Origin of the sequence: Micromonospora sp. NPDC050686 (genome assembly GCF_040654475.1) — a bacterium.
In the GTDB taxonomy this organism is placed as follows: Bacteria; Actinomycetota; Actinomycetes; order Mycobacteriales; family Micromonosporaceae; genus Micromonospora.
Genome location: NZ_JBFAID010000001.1, coordinates 1 through 20841, shown reverse-complemented (window position 1 = coordinate 20841; position 20841 = coordinate 1). Strand labels below are relative to the sequence as shown.

Here is a 20841-nt window from a genome sequence, read left to right as displayed (position 1 = left end):
ACGGCGCGGGCCGGCTGCGCGACAGCACGGGCGGGCTGGCTGGCTGGCGGGCTGGCTGGCTGTGCGAGGTGGACAGGTCCGTCCCCGGCCCCTACCAACTTGATGTCGCAAACGAATCACCCGGCCGCCGCCTGGCCCGCGCCGGGTGTCGGCATCTCGCGGCGGGACCGGCGCAGACGCCGCGACGAAGCCGTGAAGTCCCTGGTAGGCGACGACCCGCGCCAGCAGCGGAGCCCGTCGCACTGCGCCACCCGACCGGCGGCAGGGATGACCGTCCGGGCCGGAGTGATTCGTTCATGACATCAAGTTGGTAGGCGGTCGACCCGTACCCGGTCAGTCACCGGTCCACCGGAAGCCGATCCATCGGAAGCCGACCCACCAGGGCCAGCGGGCGGGCCGGGAAGCCGGACCGGTGCCGGGAAGCCGGGAGCCGACGGGTCGGGGCGTCAGCCCTTCTCCAGGTACTCCGCGCGTTCCTCGTCGACCAGCGCGGCCACCGATGCGGCCAACGCCGGGTGGTAGGCCAGCTCCGGATCCTCGTCGACCAGGGCGATCGCCTCCGCCCGGGCATCGCGGATCAGGTCCGTGTCGCGCAGCAGCGACAGCAGCCGCAGATGTGACCGGCGACCGGACTGGGTCGCGCCGAGCACGTCGCCCTCCCGCCGCTGTTCGAGGTCGAGCTCGGCCAGTTTGAAGCCGTCCGTGGTGGAGGCGACGGCGTCCAGCCGGGTACGGGCCGACGAGCCCTCGGCGGCCTCGCTGACCAGCAGGCAGAGGCCGGCCGCACTGCCCCGGCCGACCCGGCCGCGCAACTGGTGCAGCTGGGAGACCCCGAACCGGTCGGCGTCCAGCACGATCATCACGGTGGCGTTGGGCACGTTCACGCCGACCTCGACCACGGTCGTCGCGACCAGCACGTCCAGCTCGCCGTCGGCGAAGGAGCGCATCACCGCGTCCTTCTCGTCGGCCGGCAGCCGGCCGTGCAGCACCCCGATCCGCAGCCCGTGCAGCGGCCCGTCCGCCAGCAGCGGCGCCACCTCGGTCACCGCCAGCGGCGGCCGGCGGCCGTTGTCGTCCTCCCGGGGCGGCTCCTCGTCCGAGACCGGTCCCTCACCAATGCGCGGGCAGACCACGTACGCCTGGTGGCCGGCGGCCACCTCCTCGCGCAACCGGCGCCAGGCCCGGTCCAGGAAGGCGGGCTTCTCAGCGGCCGGCACCACGTGCGAGGCGATCGGCGAGCGCCCCTGCGGCAGCTGGGACAGGGTGGACGTCTCCAGGTCGCCGTAGACGGTCATGGCGACCGTACGCGGGATCGGGGTGGCGGTCATCACCAGCACGTGCGGTGGCTGGTCGGCCTTGGCACGCAGCGCGTCCCGCTGCTCCACCCCGAACCGGTGCTGCTCGTCGACCACCACCAGACCGAGGTCGTGGAAGTCCACCCCCTCGTAGAGCAGGGCGTGGGTGCCGAGCACGATGCCGGCCCGGCCCTCGGCGACCTCGGCCAGCGCCCGCCGCCGGGCCGCCGCGCCCAGCGAGCCGGTGACCAGCTCGACCCGGGTGGCGTCGTCGGCCGCGCCCAGCTCGCCGGCCCGGGCGAGCGGGCCGAGCAGGTCGAGGATGCCCCGGTGGTGCTGGGCGGCGAGCACCTCGGTGGGGGCGAGCAGGGCGGCCTGGCCGCCGGCGTCCACCACCTGGAGCATGGCCCGCAACGCCACCACGGTCTTGCCGCTGCCGACCTCACCCTGCAACAGCCGGTGCATCGGGTGCGCGGTGCCCAGGTCGGCGGCGATCTCCCGGCCCACGGTCTGCTGGCCGGCGGTCAGCTCGTACGGCAGCCGGGCGTCGAACGCGTCCAGCAGGCCGCCCGGCCTCGGCGGGCGGGCCTTCGCCGGCCAGGCCGCCGCCCGGTGCTTGCGCTGCACCAGGGTCAGCTGCACGGCGAACGCCTCGTCCCACTTGAGCCGGCGGCGGGCCCGGTACAGCGCCTCCTTGCTGGACGGCCGGTGGATCTCGTGCAGCGCGGCGCCGATGCCGACCAGGTTGCGGGTGGCGCGCACGGTCGCCGGCAGCGGATCGTCCGGCGGGACGAAGGTGTCCAGCACCACCCGCACGCACCGGGCGATCACCCAGGTCGGCACGGCGGCCGCCGCCGGGTAGACCGGGATCAGCACCCCGGCGAACTCCTCGACCTCCTCGTTGGCCGCCGCCTCACCGTCGCCGCCTTCGCCGAGCAGGACGTACTCCGGGCCGTTGAGCTGCCGCTTGCCCCGGAACTCGGTGACCTTGCCGGCGAACAGCCCCCACCGACCCGGGCGCAGCTCCCGCTCACGCCACGCCTGGTTGCCGAAGAAGGTGAGGGTGAGCACCCCGCCCGAGCCGTCGCCGACGGTCACCTCCAGCAGGTTGCCCCGGCGCTGGCGCATCGGCCGGACCGCGGTGCGCTGCACCTGGGCCAGCACGGTGACCTGCTCGCCGACGTCGAGCGAGCGAATGTCGGTGTGCTCGCCGCGCTCGTCGTACCGGCGGGGGAAGTGGTAGATCAGGTCGCCGGCGGTGTGCAGGTCGAGGTGGCCGGCCAGGGCCTTCGCCGTCTTCTCCCCGACCACCTTCTTCAGCGGCGTGTCCACCGTGGTCGGTTCGCTCGTCATTCGACCCCCAGCAGGAGCGGATAGTGCGGCTGCCCGCCCTCGTACGCCTGCACCTCGACGAACGGCCAGGACCGTTCGACGTGCTCGCGCAGCCGGTCGGCCAGCCCCGGCGGGGCGTCCGCCCCGCTGAGCAGGGTCACCAGCTCACCGCCGCCGCCCAGCATCCGGTCCACCACGGCGGTGCAGGTGTCCACCAGGTCGGCGCCGATCAGGTGCACCTCCCCCTCGACCAGGGCCAGCACGTCGCCCGGGCGGCACGGCCCGGCGACGGTGAGCGCCTCCCGGCCGGCGTGGCAGACCTCGGCGTACCGGCAGGCGCCGGCCGCCTCGGCCATCGCGATCACGTCGTCCTCGAAGCGGCGCTGCGGGTCGCGCACGGCGAGCGCCGCGAGCGCCTGCACCGGCGACCGGGTGGGCACCACGCTCACCTTCACCCCGAGCGCGTGCGCCTCCCGGGCGGCGGCGTTCGCCACGGCCTGCGTGTTCGGGTCGTTGGGCAGCACCACCACCCGCGCGGCGCGGGTGGCCCGGACCGCGTCGAGCAGCTCGCCGATGGACGGGTTCGCCGGGACGACGGTGGCGCCCTCGGCGGCGAAGAGGTCGGCGATGCCCGCGCCGGGGGCGACCACCACGGCGGCCCGGCCGTCCGGCACGCCGGCGGCCACGGCCGGCGCCGCCACCTGGTCGGCGAAGCGGGTCACCGAGATCTGGTACGGCCGGCCGGCCACCACCCCGGCCTCGATCGCCGCCCCCACGTCGTTGACGTGCACGTGCACGTTCCAGGTGCCGGTGCCGGGGCGCCCGTCGCCGACCACCACCAGCGAGTCGCCCAACACGGCCAACTCGGCGCGCAGCCGGTCCACGGCCGCGGCGTCGGCGTCGAGCAGGAACTGCACCTCGTAGGCGTACTCGTCGGAACCGGTCTCGCGGCCGGCCGCGGCCGGCGGGCGGACGGCGCGGGCCGCGGGCGCCGGCCGGGCCGGGCTCTCCCCCGTGATCACCTCGACCAGCGCGTCGAGCAGCAGGCAGAGGCCCTGACCGCCGGCGTCGACCACGCCGGCCCGGGCGAGCACCGGCAGCTGCTCCGGGGTACGCGCCAGGGCGCGCGCCGCGGCCGCCGCGGCCGCCCGGGCGACCGCCCGCAGGTCGTCGCTGTCGGCCCGCTCGGCGGCCTCGGCGGCGGCGGCCACCACGCTGAGCAGGGTGCCCTCGACGGGGCTGGCGACGGCCGCGTAGGCGGCGGCGGTGGCGTCGCGCAGCGCGGCGGCCAACTGCCGGCCGCGGACCGCCGGCGCGGCGGCGAGCGCGTCGGCGAAGCCGCGCAGGATCTGGGACAGGATCACCCCGGAGTTGCCCCGGGCGCCGAGCAACGCGCCCTGGGCCATCAGCCGCAGCGCGTGCCCGTGCGCGGTGGACGCGCCGTCGGGGAGGGTGTTCAGGTCCATCGCCAGGGCCTGCTGGGCGGAGGTGAGGGTGAGCACCAGGTTGGTGCCGGTGTCCCCGTCCGGGACCGGATAGACGTTCAGGTCGTCGATCTCGCCCTGGTGCCGCCGCAGCGCGGCCAGGCCGCTCGCGCACCAGCGGCGCACCGCGGCGGCGTCGAGGGTCTCCAGCACGTCGGGAAGCCTACTGGCGCACACCGACACCCGCCCGGGTCGGCCGGCGTGTCCGCTAACCTGGCGGGGTGGCCGGGCCCCGCCTGCGGCCCTGGCCGGGCCGGTTGGTCGGCGGCCGGGGCGATCGGGTAACCTGGCCAGGTTGCCCGGGCTGCGCCTGGCGGCGACCTCATGAACGTTTCAATCCCAGGAGTATCCCGTGGCTAGCGTGTGCGACGTCTGTGGCAAGGGGCCGGGCTTCGGCCACAACGTGTCCCACTCGCACCGGCGGACCAACCGCCGCTGGAACCCGAACATCCAGTCGGTGCGTACCCCGGCCGGTGGCGGCACCACCAAGAAGTTGCAGGTCTGCACCTCGTGCATCAAGGCCGGCAAGGTCACCCGCGCCTGACGCGGTAGCACCACCGGGTTTCGATCTCGTCGCAGCCGGCGGGCCTCATGGCCCGCCGGCTGTCGTCGTGTCCGCGAACCACCCTCGGGGTCGGCTACAGGGTGCGGCCGTACGAGAGGCAGCCCGGTTCGTCCTTGTAGTAGCCGAAGTTCGGGATCCGCTCGTAGCCGGCGGAGGTGTAGAGGCCGATCGCCTCGGGCTGCTTGTCGCCGGTCTCCAGGATCACCCGCTTGCGGCCCCGCTCGCGGGCCGACCGCTCGATCGCGGCGAGCAGCGCGCGGGCGACCCCCCGCCCCCGGACCGCCGGCACCGTGTACATCCGCTTCAGCTCGGCCGCGTCGTCCGGGCCGCCGTGGCTGCGCCAGCCGCCGCAGCCGACCGGCTCGCCGGCCAGGTAGGCGATCAGGAACTCGCCGTTCGGCGGGGTGAACTCGGCCGGGTCGACCGGGGTCTCGTCCCCGTCGCCGCCGTAGCGCTCACCCAGGTCGGCCAGGGTCACGGCGATCAGCCGTCGGGCTTCCGGCGAGTCGAACCGCCGGGGGTGGATCTCCAGCTCAGTCACGGTGGAAGGGTACGACCGTCACCGGAAGTGGTCCCAACCGGCCGGGCCGTCCCAGGCCCGCCCGTCCACGGTGACCCCCTCCCCCGCGTCGACCCGGCCGATCGGCCGCCAGCCCTCCGGCAGCGCCGTCCCGGCCGGGAACGTCGCCGCCAGGGCGTGGTCCTCCCCGCCGGCCAGCAACCAGGCGTACGGGTCGACGCCGAGCGCCTGCGCGGCGTCCCCCATCTGCCGGGGCACCTCGAAGGCCGCCCGGTGCACGTCCACCGCGACCCCGCTGGCCCGGGCCACGTGCCCGACGTCGGCCAGCAGCCCGTCCGAGATGTCGATCATCGAGGTGGCGCCGGCCTCGGCCGCCGCCGGCCCGGCCCGGTACGGCACCTCCGGCCGGCGGTACGCCTCGACCAGCACCTTCGGGGTGCGGAACCCGCGGGACAGCACGGTGTAGCCGGCCGCCGCCCAGCCGGTGCGCCCGGCCAGCGCCAGCACGTCGCCGGGCCGGGCGCCGGAGCGCAGCACGGGCGGCCGGCCGCCCAGGTCGCCCAGGGCGGTGACCGCGACGGTCAGCGTCGGGCTGGCCGACATGTCCCCGCCGACCACGCTCGCCCCGACCCCGGCGGCCTCCGCGCCGAGCCCGTCGGCCAACTCCTCCGCCCAGGCCGCCGGGAGGTCCAGCGGCGCGCAGAGGGCGACCAGCAGCGCGGTGGGGGTGGCCCCCATCGCCGCGATGTCGGCCAGGTTGGCCGCCGCCGCCCGGTGCCCGACGTCGCGGGCGCTCGACCAGTCCCGCCGGAAGTGCCGGCCCTCGACCAGCACGTCGGTCGACGCGGCCACCCGCCCGTCGGGGGCGGCCACCACCGCCGCGTCATCACCCGGCCCGAGCAGACAGGTCGGACCGTACGACAGCCGGGCGGTCACCCGGTCGATCAGCCCGAACTCGCCGACACCCGTCACGCTCATGTCGTCCCCTCGTCACGCTCGCTCACCGCTTCTCCTCGACCACCGATCGGGATCACGCCTACTCCGTAAGGTAGTTTCACCCTTCGGGCCGCCAGCGAGCGGCGGCGGACGGAGGTCGAGTGGTGGTACAGGCGTACATCCTCATCCAGACCGAGGTCGGACGCGCCCGTGACGTGGCCGGCCAGATCGCGGACATCTCCGGCGTGGCACGCGTCGACGCCGTCACCGGGCCGTACGACGTGGTGGTGCTCACCGAGGCCAACACCGTGGACGAGCTCGGCAAACTCATTGTCAGCAAGGTGCAGATGGTGCCCGGCATCACCCGCACCCTCACCTGTTCGGTGGTGCGCCTCTAAGTGGACGAGATCACCTCCTCCCGTACCGTGGCGGATCGCGCCCGGCCCGACGGCGAGGCCGGCTCCGACGGTGCTCCGGTGACCGGCCGGCCGGCCGCAGACCGGACGAACCGGCGCGCCGCGCTGCTCGCCACCCTGGTCGCCGTGCCGGTGACCGCGCTGGTGGCGGTGCTCGCGCTGGTCAGGTTCGCCCCGTCCGAGCCGGCCGCCGCGCCGAGCCCGACCCCGGCCCGCCCCCAGTCCACGGCGCCGGTCGAGATGGCCGCGCCGGCCCTGGCCGACCGCCCGGCCACGGTCTGCCGGGCGCTGGTCTCCCAGTTGCCCGCCACCGTCCGCGACCTGGCGCAGCGGCCGGTCACCGCCGGCCCGGAGCAGAACGCCGCGTACGGCGATCCCGCGCTGACCGTGGCCTGCGGCGGGGCGGCGCCGAGCTTCCCGGCGACGGACGAGGTCTGGGTGGTGGACAAGGTCTGCTGGCACCCGGCGGAGCAGCCGGACGGCTCGACCATGCTCACCTCGGTAGACCGCGAGGTCCCGGTCACGCTGACCCTGCCCGGCGCGTACGAGGGCGCGTTGCAGTGGCTCCCGCCCTTCTCCGACACGGTCGTGGCCACCGTCCCGTCGGCGAAGTCCGTCCCGTCCGGCTGCGCCCGCGGCTGACCCCCGGCCCGCGCACCCCGGCCGCCGCCGAGGCGGTCCGGGTCAGCGGCCGGCGCGGCGCAGGGCGGTACGGATCAGACGGCTGACCAGCTTGGGGTACTCCAGGCCGGCGGCGGCCCACATCCGCGGGAACATCGACGTGGGGGTGAAGCCGGGCATGGTGTTGATCTCGTTGAGGTAGACGTCCAGTTCCGGGGTGACGAAGAAGTCGGCCCGGGCCAGGCCCGAGCAGTCCAGCGCGGTGAACGCCCGGGTGGCGTATTCCTGGACCTGCCGGGTGACCTGCTCGGGCAGCTTCGCCGGGATGTCGTACTCGCAGGCGTCGTCGATGTACTTGGCCTCGAAGTCGTACCAGTCGTGGCCGGTGACGACCCGGACCTCGGCCAGCACGGACGCCTCGGGCGCGCCGCCGGCCTCGCCCTCCAGCACGCCGCACTCGACCTCCCGGCCGACGATCGCCCCCTCGACCAGCACCTTGGTGTCGATCTCGCGGGCGGTGGCGACCGCCGCGTCGAGCAGGGCCCAGTCGTCGACCTTGGTGATGCCGAACGACGAGCCGGCCCGGGACGGCTTGACGAAGACGGGCAGGCCGAGCCGCTCCTTGTCCTCCTCGGTCAGTGTCATCCCGTTGCGCAGCACCACGTACGGGCCGACGGGGATGCCCTCGGCGGCGCAGAGCTTCTTGGTGAACTCCTTGTCCATCGCGGCGGCCGAGGCGAAGACGTTCGCCCCCACGTACGGGATGTCGGCCATCTCCAGCATGCCCTGGATGGTGCCGTCCTCGCCGTACGCGCCGTGCAGCACGGGGAAGACCACGTCGACGTCGGCGAGCGCGCGGGGGCCCTGCGTCGGGTCGAGCACCAGCAGGCCGCCCGCGGTCGGGTCGGCCCGCAGCACCAGTTCGGCGCCGGAGCCGGCGGTGACCTCGGGCAGCTTGCGGTCGGCGATGGCCAGTTCGGCCGGGTCGCCGCTGGCCAGCACCCACTGCCCCTGGCGGGTGATGCCCACCGGCACCACCTCGTACTCGTCCGGGTCCAGCGCGCCCAGCACACTGCCCGCGCTGACGCAGGAGATGCCGTGCTCGGGGCTGCGGCCACCGAAGACGATCGCCACACGGGTCTTGCCTGGGGTGGTCACTGGGGTCACCTCTTCGCTCGCGACTGCGGCTGGCCGTGCTCGCCCGTGGCGCTCACCCGGTTGACCTTACTGTGCGTGGCGAAGGCCGGCTGGGGATACCCGGCGAGAACGAGCATGCCTGGCAATCGGTCAATGAGCGATACACCTAGCGTAACCGGACTCGGCGCACTCGCCGGCCGGCACGGTCGGCTCAGCCCTCCCGGCCCCACCCGACGGCGATCACCTTGACCCGCTGCCGGCCGGCGCGGACCATGCCCAGCGCCATGAACGCCCCGGCGATCCGGTCGGCCGCCTCGCGGCTGCTCGCGCCGACGACCTGGCGGCGCCGCTCGGGGCAGGTTCGTTCGTTGCGAACCCGGCCGTCGAGCGGGCGGACGTCGGTGAGCACCACCAGGAACCGGGTCATCGGGCACCGACCGGCCCGTCCCACCGCGGCTCGTCAGCCAGGCCGGCCCGCCCGCGGGTGGTGGTCCTCATCCCGGCTCCTCCCGGTCCGGACGTGGCACGCGGCGATCGAGTCCGGGGGACCAACCCGATCGCCGCGCGCCCCATCCCCTTCCGTCGCTCACCACCGCCGTCGCCACGACAACCGGCGGTGAGGACGTGGTTACAGATTGACAGGTACGAACGCATGAATGCAACTCTCATCGACGTTCTCTCATGCCCGATCTCCCACCGATGTGCGACCATCGATGCATGGCACCGAAGACCGCACGGGCCCGACGGCTGGGGATCGCCCTACGCACCCACCGCGAGGCCGCCGGCCTCACCCTCGAGGCCGCCGCCGACGAGATCAACAGCACCCGGAGCACGCTGTCCCGGTACGAGAACGCGCAGACCCTGGTCAACCCGGCCACCGTGCGCGCCCTGCTCACCCTCTACGGCGTCGGCGGCGACGAGGTGGCGGCGGCGGTGCAGCTGGCCAAGGACGCCCGCAAGCCCGGCTGGTGGGTCTCCTACTCGTACCTGCTGGATCGGCGCACGATCGACTTCATCGCGCTGGAGGCCGAGGCCACCGGGATCGCCAACTTCGAACCCTGCGTGGTGCCCGGGCTGTTGCAGACCGCGGACTACATCCGGGGGGTGATGCGCGGCGGCCCGCACACCCTCGGCGACGAGCAGGTGGAGCAGCGGGTGCACCTGCGGTTGGACCGGCAGCAGCGGCTCGCCGGCGACGAACCGCCGATCCTCGACGCGATCATCGACGAGGCGGCCCTGCTGCGCCCGGTGGGCGACCGGACGGCGATGGACGGGCAGCTACGGCACCTGCTGAAGATGACCGAGCTGCCCAACATCACCGTCCAGGTGATCCCGCTGAGCGCCGGCTACCACCGGGGCACCCGGGGTTCGCTGCACATCCTGGAGTTCGCCGACCCGGAGGACCCGCTCATCGCCTCGGTGGAGACCGTGGCCGGGCAGATGGTCCTCGACCGGCCGGGCGACCTGCGCACCTGCACCAAAATCATGGAGCATCTCCGGACCGTCGCGCTGACTCCGGCGGCGAGTCGGGACCAGCTCCACCACCTCCTGAAGGGACGGTAGGACCATGACCCCGACTATCGGCGCGGCGCTGGCCGTGGCCCGGTGGCGCAAGAGCAGCCACAGCGGCGACGAGGGCGCCTGCGTGGAGCTGGCCGCCCTGCCCGGCACGGTCGCCGTACGCGACTCGAAGGATCCGGCCGGGCCGGTCCTGCTCTTCCCGCCCGCCGCCTGGGCCGCCTTCGCCGGGGCGCCGCCCCGCCGCTGACCCGTCGCCCGCGCCGCTGAACCGCCGGCGCCTCAGCCGCCGACCAGCGACCGGGGCGCCGGCACGGCGCGCAACGCCTCGGCCGCCGCGATGGCCACCCCCCGCGCGCCGGCCATGTCCCGCTCCGGGACCAGGGCGAAGGTGGCCACCTCGGCCTGCTCGTCCCGGAGCACGGTGTGCTCCCGCACGGTGGCGAGGAACCAGTCGCGGAACTCCGGCGCCGCCTCCACCACGCCCCCACCCACGAAGTACGCGTGCGGGTCGGTGAAGTTGGCCGCGATGGTGAACAGCCGGCCCAACGCCATCGCCTGCTGGGCGAAGAGCTCCCGGGCCAGCGTGTCGCCGCGCTCGGCGTACCCGCGGACCAGCTTCGCGGCCCGCGCCGGCCCCTCCCCGGCCAGCGGGTGCCCGGGGTGCCGGCCCAGCCAGTACGGCAGCAGGTTGCGCTCGATGGCGGTCAGCGACGCCACGCTCTCCGCGTCGCCGGAGAAGCCGCACGCGCACGTCGGGACCGGCTGGCCGGCGCCGAGCAGGCCGGTGAGCGGGATGTGCACGTGGCCGAACTCGCCGGCCATCCCCGCCGCGCCGGTGACCACCCGCCCGCTCTCGATCACCCCGCCACCGAGGCCGGTACCGACGATCGCGGCGACGGAGGAGCGGCGCAGCGCGTCGGCTCCGAAGTGGACGTGGTGGGCGTAGAGCGCCGCCGCGTTGCCGTCGTTGTGGTAGGCCACCGGCAGGCCGAGCCGGCGCTCCAGCGCGCCGCGCACGTCGAAGCCGCGCCAGTCCGGGTGGACGAAGTTCGTGGAGCCCCGGGAGGAGATCACCCCGGCCGCGCTGGCCGGGCCGGGGGTGTCCAGCCCGACCGCGCGGACCAGCTCCCGGGGCACCCCGGTGCGGGCCAGCACGTTGTCGAACGCCCGGGCCAACGCCTCGACGGCGACGTCCGGCCCGGAGCGCACCTCGCTCGGGATCTCCAGCAGCCCGTCGACCAGGAACCGGCCGTCGAGCGTCAGCACGGTGGCGTTGTTGGCGGTGCCGCCGTTGTCCAGCCCGACCACCACCGGCACACCCACGCTGCCCACCGCGCCACCGCCTCCCACCGCAACCCGCCTGACGTGAGGCTAGTTCGCCGCCGGCCGTACCGCCATGGCTGGTCAGCCAGGCCGGCGGCCGGCGACCGCGGTGGCGCCCGCCTCCTCGTCCCGGACCACGGTGGGCGCCAGGCCGCACCCGTCCAGCACCGCGCAGAGCCCGGCGGCCTGCGCGCCGCTCGACTCGACCACCAGCTGGCCGCCGGGCCGCAGCCAGCGGGCCGCGCCCTCGGCCACCCGGCGCAGCACGGACAGCCCGTCCGGCCCGCCGTCGAGCGCCACCGGCGCCTCGTACAGCCGCGCCTCCGGCGGCAGCAGCGCCACCGCCTCGGTCGGGACGTACGGGGCGTTCGCCACCACCAGGTCCAACCGGCCCCGCCAGGTCTCCGGCAGGGGGTCGAAGAGGTCCCCCTCGTACACCGGCACCCCCGGCCCGGCCAGGTTGCGCCGCGCGCAGGCCACGGCCGCCGGGTCGACGTCCACGGCCGCCGCCCACCGCGGCTCGACCAGCGGCATCAGGGCCAGCGTCGCGGCGCCCGTGCCGCAACACAGCTCGACCATCGCCGGCCGCGGCGCGGCCAGCCGGGCCGCGGTCGCCACGAGCAGGGCGGTACGCCGGCGCGGCACGAACACCCCCGGATCGACGGCGACCCGCAGGCCGCAGAACTCGGCCCAGCCCAGCACGTGTTCCAGCGGGTGGCCGGCGAGGCGACGCTCGACCAGCCCGGCCAGCGCCTCGGCCGAATCGGCGGCGGCGATCAGCAGTTCCGCCTCGTCCTCGGCGAAGACGCAGCCGGCGGCGCGCAGCCGGCGGACCAGGGCGGCACGGTCGGGGTGGTACGCGACAGATCTCATGGGGAACCTCCGGGAACGCTCGTCGGCGCTCCCGGGGCCGCTATCGCGACCCGGATCCGGGAGGGAGCGCCGGTCCTGCTGTCGGTCGGATCGGACTCACCTCCTCCGGTCGGGGCCCCGGTGCGGGGCCGCCGTCACGATAACCCAGCCCGGCGCTCCGGGCCGGGTGGGGCGGGCGGTTCAGGCGGGGCCGGCGGCGTCGAGCGCGGTGACGATGTCGGCCACCAGGTCGGCCGCGTCCTCCACCCCGCAGGAGAGCCGGACGAAGCCGGGCGCGGTGTCGTCGCCCCACTGGGCGCGCCGGTCCGCGGTGGTGTGCAGGCCGCCGAAGGAGGTGGCCGCGTTGACCAGCCGGGCCGCGTCGAGGAACCGGGCGACCCGGTCGGCGCTGCCGAGGTCGAACGAGAGCACTCCCGGCACCCGGCGCATCTGCGCCGAGGCCACCGGGTACGCCGGGTCGGCGGGCAGCCCCGGCCAGCGCAGACCGGCCACGTCGGCGCGGCCGGCCAGCGCCCGGGCGACCGCCTCGGCGTTGCCCGTCTGCCGGCCCAGCCGCAGGTCGAGGGTCGCCAGCGAGCGATGCGCCAGCCACGCGTCGAACGCCCCCGGCACCGCCCCGGTGAGGGTGCGCCACGACACCAGTGGGTCGAGCAGCTCCGCCGAGCGGGTGGCGACGTAGCCGAGCAGCAGGTCCGAGTGGCCGGTCAGCGCCTTGGTGCCGGAGGCGACCACCAGGTCCGCGCCGAGGTCCAGCGGGCGCTGCCCGAGCGGCGTGGCGGTGGTGTTGTCGACCGCGACCAGCGCACCGGCGGCGTGCGCCCGGGCGGCCAGCTCGACCACGTCGACGACGTCCAGCCCGGGATTCGCCGGTGTCTCCACCAGCACCAGCCGGACCCCGTCGAGGGACGGGTACGGCCCGGCGGTGGGCACGAACCGCACGTGGACCCCGATGCCGGCCAGGGTGTCGGTGGCGAAGGCGCGCACCGGGAAGTACCCGTCGGTGGGGAGCAGCACGGTGTCCCCCGGTCGCAGCAGGGCCAGCAGCAGCCCGGTGATCGCCGCCTGCCCGCTGGCGAAGACCCGGCAGTCGCCGCCCTCCAGCTCCCCGATCGCGGCCTCCAGCAGCCGCCGGGTCGGATTGTCCGGGCGGCCGTAGCCGTTCGCCGCCGCCTCCGGGCCCCGCCACGGGTCCAGGTGGTACGGGGCGGCCAGCACCGGCCCGGGCAGGAACGGCTCCCCCGGCACGGGCTCGGGCAGTCCCGCCCGCACGCACCGGGTCCCGTCGCGGTATTCGCCCATCGCCGCCTACTCGTACGACTCGGGCTTGGCGGTCCGGCTCATCAGGGCGTCCACCGCGAGCCGCGGGTCCATCCCCTCGTGGCAGATCCGCTCGATCTGTTCGGTGATCGGCATCTCCACCCCGTGCGCGCGGGCCAGGTCCCGGATGGCCAGGCAGCTCTTCACGCCCTCGGCGGTCTGCCGGGTGGCCGCCTGCGCCTGCTCCAGCGTCTCGCCGCGGCCCAGGTGCTCGCCGAAGGTGCGGTTGCGGGCCAGCGGCGACGAGCAGGAGGCGACCAGGTCACCCATCCCGGCCAGGCCGGCGAAGGTGATCGGGTCGGCGCCGAGCGCCACGCCCAGCCGGGCGGTCTCGGCCAGCCCCCGGGTCATCAGCATCGCCCGGGTGTTGTCGCCGAAGCCCATCGAGGTGGCGATGCCGTACGCCAGGGCGATCACGTTCTTCACCGCGCCGCCCAGCTCACAGCCGATCACGTCGTCGTTGGTGTACGGCCGGAAGTAGGCCGTCCGGATCGAGGACTGGACCAGCGCGGCGCGCCGGGAGTCGGTGCCGGCGACCACGGTCGCGGCGGGCTGCTCGGCGGCGATCTCCGGGGCGAGGTTGGGGCCGGAGACCACCACCACCCGGTCCGGGGTCACCCCGGCGGTCTCCACGATCACCTCGCTCATCCGGCGGGTGGTGCCCAGCTCGATCCCCTTCATCAGGGAGACCAGGGTCGAGTCCGGGTGCAGGTGCGGCGCCCACTCGGCCAGGTTGCCGCGCAGCGTCTGCGACGGCACCGCCAGCACCACCAGCTCCGCGCCGGTGATCGCCGCCGCCGGGTCGTCGGTGGCGTCCACCCGGGCCGGCAGCAGCAGCTCCGGCAGGTACTCCGGGTTGCGCCGTTGCGCGCGCATCACCTTGGCCACCGGCGCCCGTCGGGCCCAGACCGTCACGTCCCGCCCGGCGTCGGCGAGGATCTTGGCGAACGCGGTGCCCCACGAGCCCGCTCCGAGCACCGCCACATGTCCGCTCACGCTGCCGCCTCCGGGCGCTGGTCACTGGGTCGGTTCCGGCTCGGGCGTTCCCACAGGGGTGGCGGTGTGCCGCCCCGGATCTCGGCGAGCATGTCGCGCAGCCGCAGCATGATCGCCTCGGTCATCTCGTCCAGGGTGGCCCGGCTCGGGGTGGCCCCGGCCCACCGGCTCAGGTCGACCGGCGGACCGGCCACCACGGTGACCGGGATCCGCGGCCGCAGGCTCAGCCGGCTGGTACGCGGGTCGAAGATCTTCTCCGGCCCCCACATGGCCACCGGGACCACCGGCGCGCCGGTGGCCAGCGCGAGCCGGGCGGCCCCGGTCTTGCCCTTCATCGGCCACAGGTCGGGATGGCGGGTCGTGGTGCCCTCCGGGTAGATCACCACCGCGCCCCCCTCGGCCAGGGCGGCGACCAGCTTGTCCAGCGACTTGACGGCGTCGACGCTGCCCCGCTCGACCGGGATCTGCTTGCACCGGTGCAGGATCCAGCCGATCACCGGCACCCGGAAGACGCTGGCCTTGCCGAGGAACTGCGGCCAGCGTCCGGAGTCGTACACGAAGTGGGCGGAGACCAGCGGGTCGGCGTGCGAGAGGTGGTTGGGCACGATGATGAGCCCGCCGGGGGTGTCGCGCAGCTGCTCCATCCCGCGCCAGGTGCGCCGGGTCCAGACGGTCATCACGGGCTTGACCAGCACCACGGCGAACCGTCGCCAGAATCCCAGGCTGCGCCGTGTCACCCTGCCTCCTCGTCGCCCACGCGTCCGCACCCGTGCCGCGGTCCGCTGGGAAATCATGCCTGCTCGCCCCGGGTACGGCCAGTGAGGGTACCTTCGCCTGCTGGCAGGATGTGTTGCCGTGCGTGAGCCGACCTGGACCGTGGTGGTGCCGGTGAAGCGCCTCGACGCGGCGAAGAGCCGGCTGCGGGGTGCCCTGCCCGGCGTACCGCACGACGCGCTGGCGCTGGCGCTGGCGGCCGACACGGTCCGCGCGGTGCGGGCCTGCCCGCTGGTCGCCGAGGTGCTGGTGGTCACCGCGGATCCCCGGGCCGGGGCGGAGCTGGCCGAACTCGGGGCCCGGGTGGTGCCGGACCTGCCGGACGCCGGCCTGAACGCCGCGTTCCGGCACGGCGCGGCGGCCGCCGCCGGCACCGGGGTGGCCGGGATCACCGCGGACCTGCCGGCGCTACGCCCGGCCGAGCTGGCGCAGGCGCTGGCCGCCGCGCAGGCCGGCCCCCCGGGGGTACGCCGGTTCGTCGCCGACGCCCCGGGCACCGGCACGGTGCTGCTGGCCGCGCCGCGGGGCGTACCCCTGGATCCGCACTTCGGGGCCGGCTCGGCGGCGGCGCACGCGGCCAGCGGGGCGCTGCCGCTGGCCGGCGGCTGGCCGTCGCTGCGCCGGGACGTGGACACCGCCGCCGACCTGGCGGCGGCGGCCCGGATCGGGCTGGGCCCGGCCAGCGCCGCGCTGGTCGACGCGGAGCGGGCCGCCGGCCCGACCGGCTGAGGGCCCCGGTGTACGGTGCTGGCATGCAGGGCACGGTGGCCAGCTACGACGCGCAGACCCGCAGCGGCCTGCTGCTCCTCGACGACGGCACGGAGCTGCCCTTTCCCACCCGCGCCTTCGACGCCTCCGGGCTGCGGCTGCTGCGGCTGGGGCAGCGGGTCCGGGTGGAGACCGACGAACGGGGCGAGGTAATCCGGGTGACCTTGCCGACGATGGCATGATCCGGGCCAAGTTCATTTTGCGTTAACCCGGATCGGGTGATTATGGGCGGGTGAGCACCCCTCGCGAGCACTCCGCCGGCCAGCCGTCCGTCACCGACGATCCGCCCTCCGCCGAGCCGCGCAACGGCACCCGCAGCCGCGGGGCCGACTCGGCCGGTCTGGAGGAGGTGATGGACGCGGGACCCCCGACGGGCGACGAGCCGCCGGTGGCGGATCCGCTGCCCGAGGACCGCTTCCTCAACCGGGAGTTGTCCTGGCTCGACTTCAACGCCCGGGTGTTGGCGCTGGCCGAGGACCCGCGCACCCCGCTGCTGGAGCGGGCGAAGTTCCTGGCCATCTTCGCCAGCAACCTCGACGAGTTCTACATGGTCCGGGTCGCCGGGCTCAAGCGCCGGCTCCAGGCCGGCCTGCCGGTGCGCGGCGGCGACCGGATGCCGCTGCGCACCCAGCTGGAGCTGGTCGCCGAGCGGGCCGCCGACCTGGTCACCCGGCACGCCGCCTGCTTCGTCGACGACGTGCAGCCCAAGCTGGCGGCCGAGGGGGTGCAGATCCTGCGCTGGGCCGAGCTGGACAACCCGGAGCGGGAGCGGCTGCGCACCTGGTTCCGCGAGCACATCTTCCCGGTGCTCACCCCGCTGGCGGTGGATCCGGCGCACCCGTTCCCGTACATCTCGGGGCGGTCGCTGAACCTGGCGGTGGCGGTCCGCGACCCGGACGGCGGGGCGGAGCTGTTCGCCCGGGTCAAGGTGCCCAACAACGTGCCCCGGTTCGTCCGGGTGGAGCAGGACCGCCCGGGCGTCTGGTTCCTGCCGGTGGAGGAGCTGATCTCCGTGCACCTGGGGCAGCTCTTCTCCGGGATGCAGGTGGTGGAGTGCCACCTGTTCCGGGTCACCCGCAACGCGGAGGTGGAGGTCGACGAGGACCGGGACGAGGACCTGCTCCAGGCGCTGGAGCGGGAGCTGGCCCGGCGCCGCTTCGGCCCGCCGGTCCGGCTGGAGGTGGCCGCCTCCATCTCCGACCACATGCTGGAACTGCTGGTCCGCGAGCTGGACATGGACAGCCACGACGTGCTGCGGGTGCGCGGCCTGCTCGACCTCTCCGCGCTCTGGCAGGTGTACGCCGCGGCGGACCGCCCGGAGCTGAAGGACAAGCCGTTCGTGCCGGCCACCCACCCCCGGCTCACCGAGGGCGAGGTGCCGCGCAGCGTCTTCGCCACCCTGCGGGACGGCGACGTGCTGGTGCACCACCCGTACCACTCGTTCGCCACCAGCGTGCAGCGCTTCATCGAGCAGGCCGCGGCCGACCCAAACGTGCTGGCCATCAAGCAGACCCTGTACCGCACCAGCGGCGACTCCCCGATCGTCGACGCGCTGGTCGACGCCGCCGCCGCCGGCAAGCAGGTGGTGGTGCTGGTGGAGCTGAAGGCCCGCTTCGACGAGGTGGCCAACATCGGCTGGGCGCGCACCCTGGAACGGGCCGGTTGCCACGTGGTCTACGGCCTGGTGGGGCTCAAGACGCACTGCAAGACCGCCCTGGTGGTACGACAGGAGGGCAACCAGATCCGGCGCTACTGCCACATCGGCACCGGCAACTACCACCCGAAGACCGCCCGGCTCTACGAGGACTTCGGCATGCTCACCGCCGACCCGGAGATCGGCGCCGACCTGACCGACCTGTTCAACGTGCTCACCGGCTACAGCCGGCAGACCGCGTACCGGCGGCTGCTGGTGGCGCCGCAGGGCATCCGCAGCGGCCTGATCGAACGGATCGAACGGGAGATCGAGCACGTCCGGCTCGGCATGCCGGGGCTGGTGCAGTTCAAGGTGAACGCGCTGGTCGACGAGGAGATCACCGACGCGCTCTACCGGGCGTCCCGGGCCGGCGTCCACGTCGACCTGCTGATCCGGGGCATGTGCACGCTGCGACCCGGGGTGCCCGGCCTGTCGGAGAACATCCGGGTCCGCTCGATCCTCGGCCGGTTCCTGGAACACTCCCGGGTCTTCCGGTTCGGCAACAACGGCGAGGCGGAGTTCTGGATGGGTTCCGCCGACCTGATGCACCGCAACCTCGACCGGCGGGTGGAGGCGCTGGTGCAGGTCAGCGACCCGATCGCCCGGGCCGAGCTGGACCGCGTGCTCAGCTGCGCGATGAGCCCGGAGGTGGACGCCTTCGAACTGGCCGCCGACGGCACGTGGAGCCGGCGGACGGGCACCGAGGACACCCCGCTGGTCCACTTGCAGGAGACACTGCTGCGCCGCGTCGGCGGCACGGCCGGCTGAGCGACCACGAAAGGACGGGATGGTCGAGGAGGAGCGCAAGTACGCGGTGCCGGACGATTTCGTCCTGCCCGACCTGTCCGGGGTCGCGCCCGCCGGCGGCACGGTGGTGGCCGCCGCCCCGGTGACCCTGGTGGCCGGCTACCTGGACACCGCCGACCTGCGGCTGGCCCGCTCGGGCGCCTCGCTGCGCCACCGCGCCGGCGACGAGCCGCCCTGGACGGTGAAGCTGCCGACGGACTCCCCCGGGCTGCGACACGAGATCTCCCGGCCCGGGCCGGCCGGTGACCCGCCGGCCGAACTGGCCGGGCTGGTCACCGTCTTCGCCCGCGGCGCCCCGCTGGCCCCGGCGGTGACGGTACGCACCGAACGGCACGCGTACGAGGTGCGCGACGCCGACGGCCGGGTGCTCGCCGAGCTGGTCGACGACCGGGTGACCGTGCTCGACCCGGCCGGACGGAGCACCGACGCGTTCCGCGAGCTGGAGGTGGAGCGCAAGGGCGGTGACCGGGCGCTGCTGGACCGGATCGGCGCGGTGCTGACCGGTGCCGGCGCCCGGGGCGGGGAGTTCGTGCCGAAGCACGTACGGGCGCTCGGGGAAGCCGCCCGGGGCGAGCCGGACCTGGTGCCACCGGCCGAGCTGCCGGCGAAGCCGACCGCCGGCGCGGTGGTGACCGAGGCGATCCGCGACGACGTCGCCCGGCTGCTCGCGCACGATCCGCTGGTGCGGCTACGCGCCCCGGTCGGCGACGACGACACCGCCGTACACCAGATGCGGGTCGGCTGCCGGCGGCTGCGCAGCGACCTGCGGACCTTCCGCCCGCTGCTGCGGCCCGGCTGGGCCCGCCCGCTGCGGGCAGAGCTGAAGTGGCTGGCCGAGGTGCTCGGCCCGGCCCGGGACGTGGAGGTGCTGCGGGACCGGCTGCGGCGGACCGCGGCGGCCGACCCGACCTGCCCGGTGGACCCGGCGGCGGTGGACCGGCTGGACGCGGCCCTCGCCGGCCGGCAGGAGACGGCGCTGGCCGCCGTGGACGAGGCGCTGCGCTCCCCGCGCTACCTGGCGCTGGTCGACGCGCTGGTGCTGGCCGCGCGGGCACCCCGGCTCACCCGGAGGGCGGACCGGCCGGCGCGCAGGGTGCTGCCCCGGCTGGTCGCCCGGCCGTGGCGGAAGCTGGCCGGCGGGGCGGCGGACGGCGGGGCGGCGGCGCTGGACCCGCTCGGGCCGGACGAGCGCTGGCACGCCGTCCGCAAGCGGGCCAAGCAGGCCCGGTACGCCGCCGGCGCGGCGACCCCGGTGGTCGGCCGGGACGCCCGCAGGCTGGCCAAGGCGCTGGCCCGGATTCAGGACCTGCTCGGCGAGCACCAGGACGCCGCGGTCGCCGCCCGGACCTGGGCGGAACTCGCCGGCCAGCACCCGGACGACCACCGGCTGGCGGTCGAGGCGGGCCGGCTGCTGGAACGGGAACGCCAGACCGTGCGCCGCGCCCGCGCCGAGTTCCCGACCGCCTGGCGGCGGGCGAGCCGGCGGCGGCGGACGAGATGGCTGCCGTGACCGGGATCCGGGCGGCCGGCGGGGTGGTCTGGCGGCCGGCCGGCGCGGCGGTCGAGGTCTGCCTGATCCACCGTCCCCGCTACGGCGACTGGTCGCTGCCGAAGGGCAAGCTGGAGCGCGGCGAGCATCCGCTGCTCGCCGCCGTACGGGAGATCGCCGAGGAGACCGACGTCCGGGCGGTGCCGCAGGTCCGCCTCCCCGCCGCGCACTACCGCAGCGAGGGACGCCCCAAGGTGGTCGACCACTGGTCGATGCGGGCGGTCGCCCAGGGCGGCTTCCAGCCGGACACCGAGGTCGACGACGTCCGCTGGCTGCCCGTCGACGACGCGGCCCGGCTGGTCAGCTACCCGCACGACGCCGAGGTGCTCGCCGCGTTCGCGGCGCTGCCGCCGGTCACCGCGACCATGGTGCTGGTCCGGCACGCGCACGCCGGCAAGCGAGGCACCTGGACCGGTCCCGACCACGGCCGGCCGCTGGACCCGGAGGGCTGGGCGCAGGCGCGGGCGCTGGCCGACCTGGTCGCCGTGGTCCGCCCGGTACGCCTGCTCGCCGCCTCGGCCCGACGCTGCGTGCAGACCCTCGACCCGGCGGCCGCGCTGCTGGACCTGCCGATCGAGGTCTGCGGCGACCTGGACGAACCGCGGCCCGGCCAGCAGGCCGACGAGTGCGCGCTCGCCGCGGCGGCCCGACTGACCGAACTCGCCGTCGCCGGCGACCCGGTCGCGGTGTGCAGCCAGGGCAAGGTGATCCCGGGCCTGCTGGCGCACCTCACCGGCCGGTCCGACGACTTCACCACGCCGAAGGGCGGCGGCTGGCTGCTCGCCTTCACCGGCGACCGCCTCCTCGCCGCCGACCGCCTGTAAGACATCCCAGGACGTACGAGTGTCAAGTAGCGGGTTCGGCGGTGTGGTGTGGCCAGGCGGTCGTCTCGTTGTAGGGCGTGCCGGTTTTGA

At 75.2% G+C, this 20841-nt stretch carries 21 protein-coding genes; 10 read left to right on the top strand and 11 right to left on the bottom strand.

All coding sequences use genetic code 11. The features are described from left to right. Window positions 1-446: 446 nt before the first annotated feature. Window positions 447-2648: an ATP-dependent DNA helicase RecG gene (gene recG, locus AB0H57_RS00105; protein ID WP_357501256.1), complete on the bottom strand. Its 2202-nt coding sequence runs from the start codon at window positions 2646-2648 to the stop codon at window positions 447-449. Continuing rightward, entirely contained in the window at window positions 2645-4264 is a 1620-nt protein-coding gene (locus tag AB0H57_RS00100; RefSeq protein ID WP_357501255.1) for a DAK2 domain-containing protein, read from the bottom strand. Before AB0H57_RS00100 ends, recG begins: the two co-directional genes overlap by 4 nt. A gap of 199 nt (window positions 4265-4463) precedes the next feature. Here AB0H57_RS00100 and rpmB point away from each other — a divergent pair, with 199 nt between their 5' ends. Continuing rightward, window positions 4464-4655 carry a 50S ribosomal protein L28 gene (gene rpmB, locus AB0H57_RS00095; RefSeq protein ID WP_013284551.1) on the top strand — a complete coding sequence of 64 codons (192 nt, stop codon included), beginning with the start codon at window positions 4464-4466 and terminating at the stop codon, window positions 4653-4655. Window positions 4656-4749: 94 nt separating this feature from the next. Here rpmB and AB0H57_RS00090 read toward each other — a convergent pair whose 3' ends face one another. Beyond that, window positions 4750-5217, bottom strand: a complete 468-nt coding sequence (locus AB0H57_RS00090; RefSeq protein WP_357501254.1) for a GNAT family N-acetyltransferase — start codon at window positions 5215-5217, stop codon at window positions 4750-4752. 18 nt (window positions 5218-5235) lie between these two features. After that, window positions 5236-6174, bottom strand: a complete 939-nt coding sequence (locus tag AB0H57_RS00085) for a thiamine-phosphate kinase (RefSeq protein WP_357501253.1) — start codon at window positions 6172-6174, stop codon at window positions 5236-5238. A gap of 122 nt (window positions 6175-6296) precedes the next feature. Here AB0H57_RS00085 and AB0H57_RS00080 point away from each other — a divergent pair, with 122 nt between their 5' ends. Both AB0H57_RS00080 and AB0H57_RS00075 read left to right on the top strand, forming a co-directional pair. Further along, a complete protein-coding gene (locus AB0H57_RS00080; protein ID WP_222953704.1) occupies window positions 6297-6530 on the top strand; it encodes an Lrp/AsnC ligand binding domain-containing protein in 234 nt (77 codons plus the stop codon). 78 nt (window positions 6531-6608) lie between these two features. Continuing rightward, on the top strand, window positions 6609-7190 hold the full coding sequence (locus AB0H57_RS00075) for a DUF3515 family protein (RefSeq protein ID WP_357501672.1): 582 nt from the start codon (window positions 6609-6611) through the stop codon (window positions 7188-7190). A 42-nt stretch (window positions 7191-7232) separates the two neighbouring features. Here the strand turns inward: AB0H57_RS00075 and AB0H57_RS00070 are convergent, their stop codons facing one another. Beyond that, the gene (locus AB0H57_RS00070; protein ID WP_357501252.1) at window positions 7233-8327 is read right to left on the bottom strand and encodes a D-alanine--D-alanine ligase family protein; all 1095 of its coding nucleotides are present in this window, start codon (window positions 8325-8327) and stop codon (window positions 7233-7235) included. Between the two features lie 190 nt (window positions 8328-8517). Then, window positions 8518-8733, bottom strand: coding sequence for a hypothetical protein (locus AB0H57_RS00065; protein ID WP_357501251.1), 216 nt, complete (start codon window positions 8731-8733; stop codon window positions 8518-8520). A 290-nt stretch (window positions 8734-9023) separates the two neighbouring features. Between AB0H57_RS00065 and AB0H57_RS00060 the strand changes: the two genes are divergently transcribed. Both AB0H57_RS00060 and AB0H57_RS00055 read left to right on the top strand, forming a co-directional pair. Continuing rightward, entirely contained in the window at window positions 9024-9869 is an 846-nt protein-coding gene (locus AB0H57_RS00060) for a helix-turn-helix transcriptional regulator (protein WP_357501250.1), read from the top strand. Between the two features lie 4 nt (window positions 9870-9873). Next, window positions 9874-10074 (top strand): DUF397 domain-containing protein, encoded by a 201-nt coding sequence (locus AB0H57_RS00055; RefSeq protein ID WP_222953203.1) that lies wholly within the window; start codon window positions 9874-9876, stop codon window positions 10072-10074. A 32-nt stretch (window positions 10075-10106) separates the two neighbouring features. Here AB0H57_RS00055 and AB0H57_RS00050 read toward each other — a convergent pair whose 3' ends face one another. From AB0H57_RS00050 to AB0H57_RS00030, 5 genes are all read right to left on the bottom strand, one after another. After that, entirely contained in the window at window positions 10107-11159 is a 1053-nt protein-coding gene (locus AB0H57_RS00050; protein WP_357501249.1) for an ROK family protein, read from the bottom strand. A 72-nt stretch (window positions 11160-11231) separates the two neighbouring features. Beyond that, complete coding sequence (locus AB0H57_RS00045) at window positions 11232-12023, bottom strand: putative protein N(5)-glutamine methyltransferase (protein ID WP_357501248.1); 792 nt, start codon at window positions 12021-12023, stop codon at window positions 11232-11234. Window positions 12024-12203: 180 nt separating this feature from the next. Continuing rightward, on the bottom strand, window positions 12204-13322 hold the full coding sequence (locus tag AB0H57_RS00040; RefSeq protein ID WP_357501247.1) for a cystathionine gamma-lyase: 1119 nt from the start codon (window positions 13320-13322) through the stop codon (window positions 12204-12206). A 6-nt stretch (window positions 13323-13328) separates the two neighbouring features. Then, window positions 13329-14336 (bottom strand): NAD(P)H-dependent glycerol-3-phosphate dehydrogenase, encoded by a 1008-nt coding sequence (locus AB0H57_RS00035; RefSeq protein ID WP_357501246.1) that lies wholly within the window; start codon window positions 14334-14336, stop codon window positions 13329-13331. Then, on the bottom strand, window positions 14333-15073 hold the full coding sequence (locus tag AB0H57_RS00030; RefSeq protein ID WP_357501245.1) for a lysophospholipid acyltransferase family protein: 741 nt from the start codon (window positions 15071-15073) through the stop codon (window positions 14333-14335). The genes AB0H57_RS00035 and AB0H57_RS00030 overlap by 4 nt, the downstream gene beginning before the upstream one ends. Before the next feature lie 118 nt (window positions 15074-15191). On the opposite strand from AB0H57_RS00030, the gene cofC reads away from it, so the two are divergent. Genes cofC through AB0H57_RS00005 form a run of 5 tightly spaced genes read left to right on the top strand, consistent with a single transcriptional unit; the run spans window position 15192 to window position 20751 of the window. Further along, window positions 15192-15839, top strand: coding sequence for a 2-phospho-L-lactate guanylyltransferase (cofC, locus tag AB0H57_RS00025; RefSeq protein ID WP_357501244.1), 648 nt, complete (start codon window positions 15192-15194; stop codon window positions 15837-15839). A 23-nt stretch (window positions 15840-15862) separates the two neighbouring features. Next, window positions 15863-16060 (top strand): cold-shock protein, encoded by a 198-nt coding sequence (locus AB0H57_RS00020; protein ID WP_357501243.1) that lies wholly within the window; start codon window positions 15863-15865, stop codon window positions 16058-16060. Between the two features lie 50 nt (window positions 16061-16110). Then, a complete protein-coding gene (locus tag AB0H57_RS00015) occupies window positions 16111-18339 on the top strand; it encodes an RNA degradosome polyphosphate kinase (RefSeq protein ID WP_357501242.1) in 2229 nt (742 codons plus the stop codon). A 19-nt stretch (window positions 18340-18358) separates the two neighbouring features. Beyond that, entirely contained in the window at window positions 18359-19888 is a 1530-nt protein-coding gene (locus AB0H57_RS00010) for a CYTH and CHAD domain-containing protein (RefSeq protein ID WP_357501241.1), read from the top strand. Continuing rightward, window positions 19876-20751, top strand: coding sequence for an NUDIX hydrolase (locus tag AB0H57_RS00005; RefSeq protein WP_357501240.1), 876 nt, complete (start codon window positions 19876-19878; stop codon window positions 20749-20751). Before AB0H57_RS00010 ends, AB0H57_RS00005 begins: the two co-directional genes overlap by 13 nt. Window positions 20752-20841 lie beyond the last annotated feature (90 nt).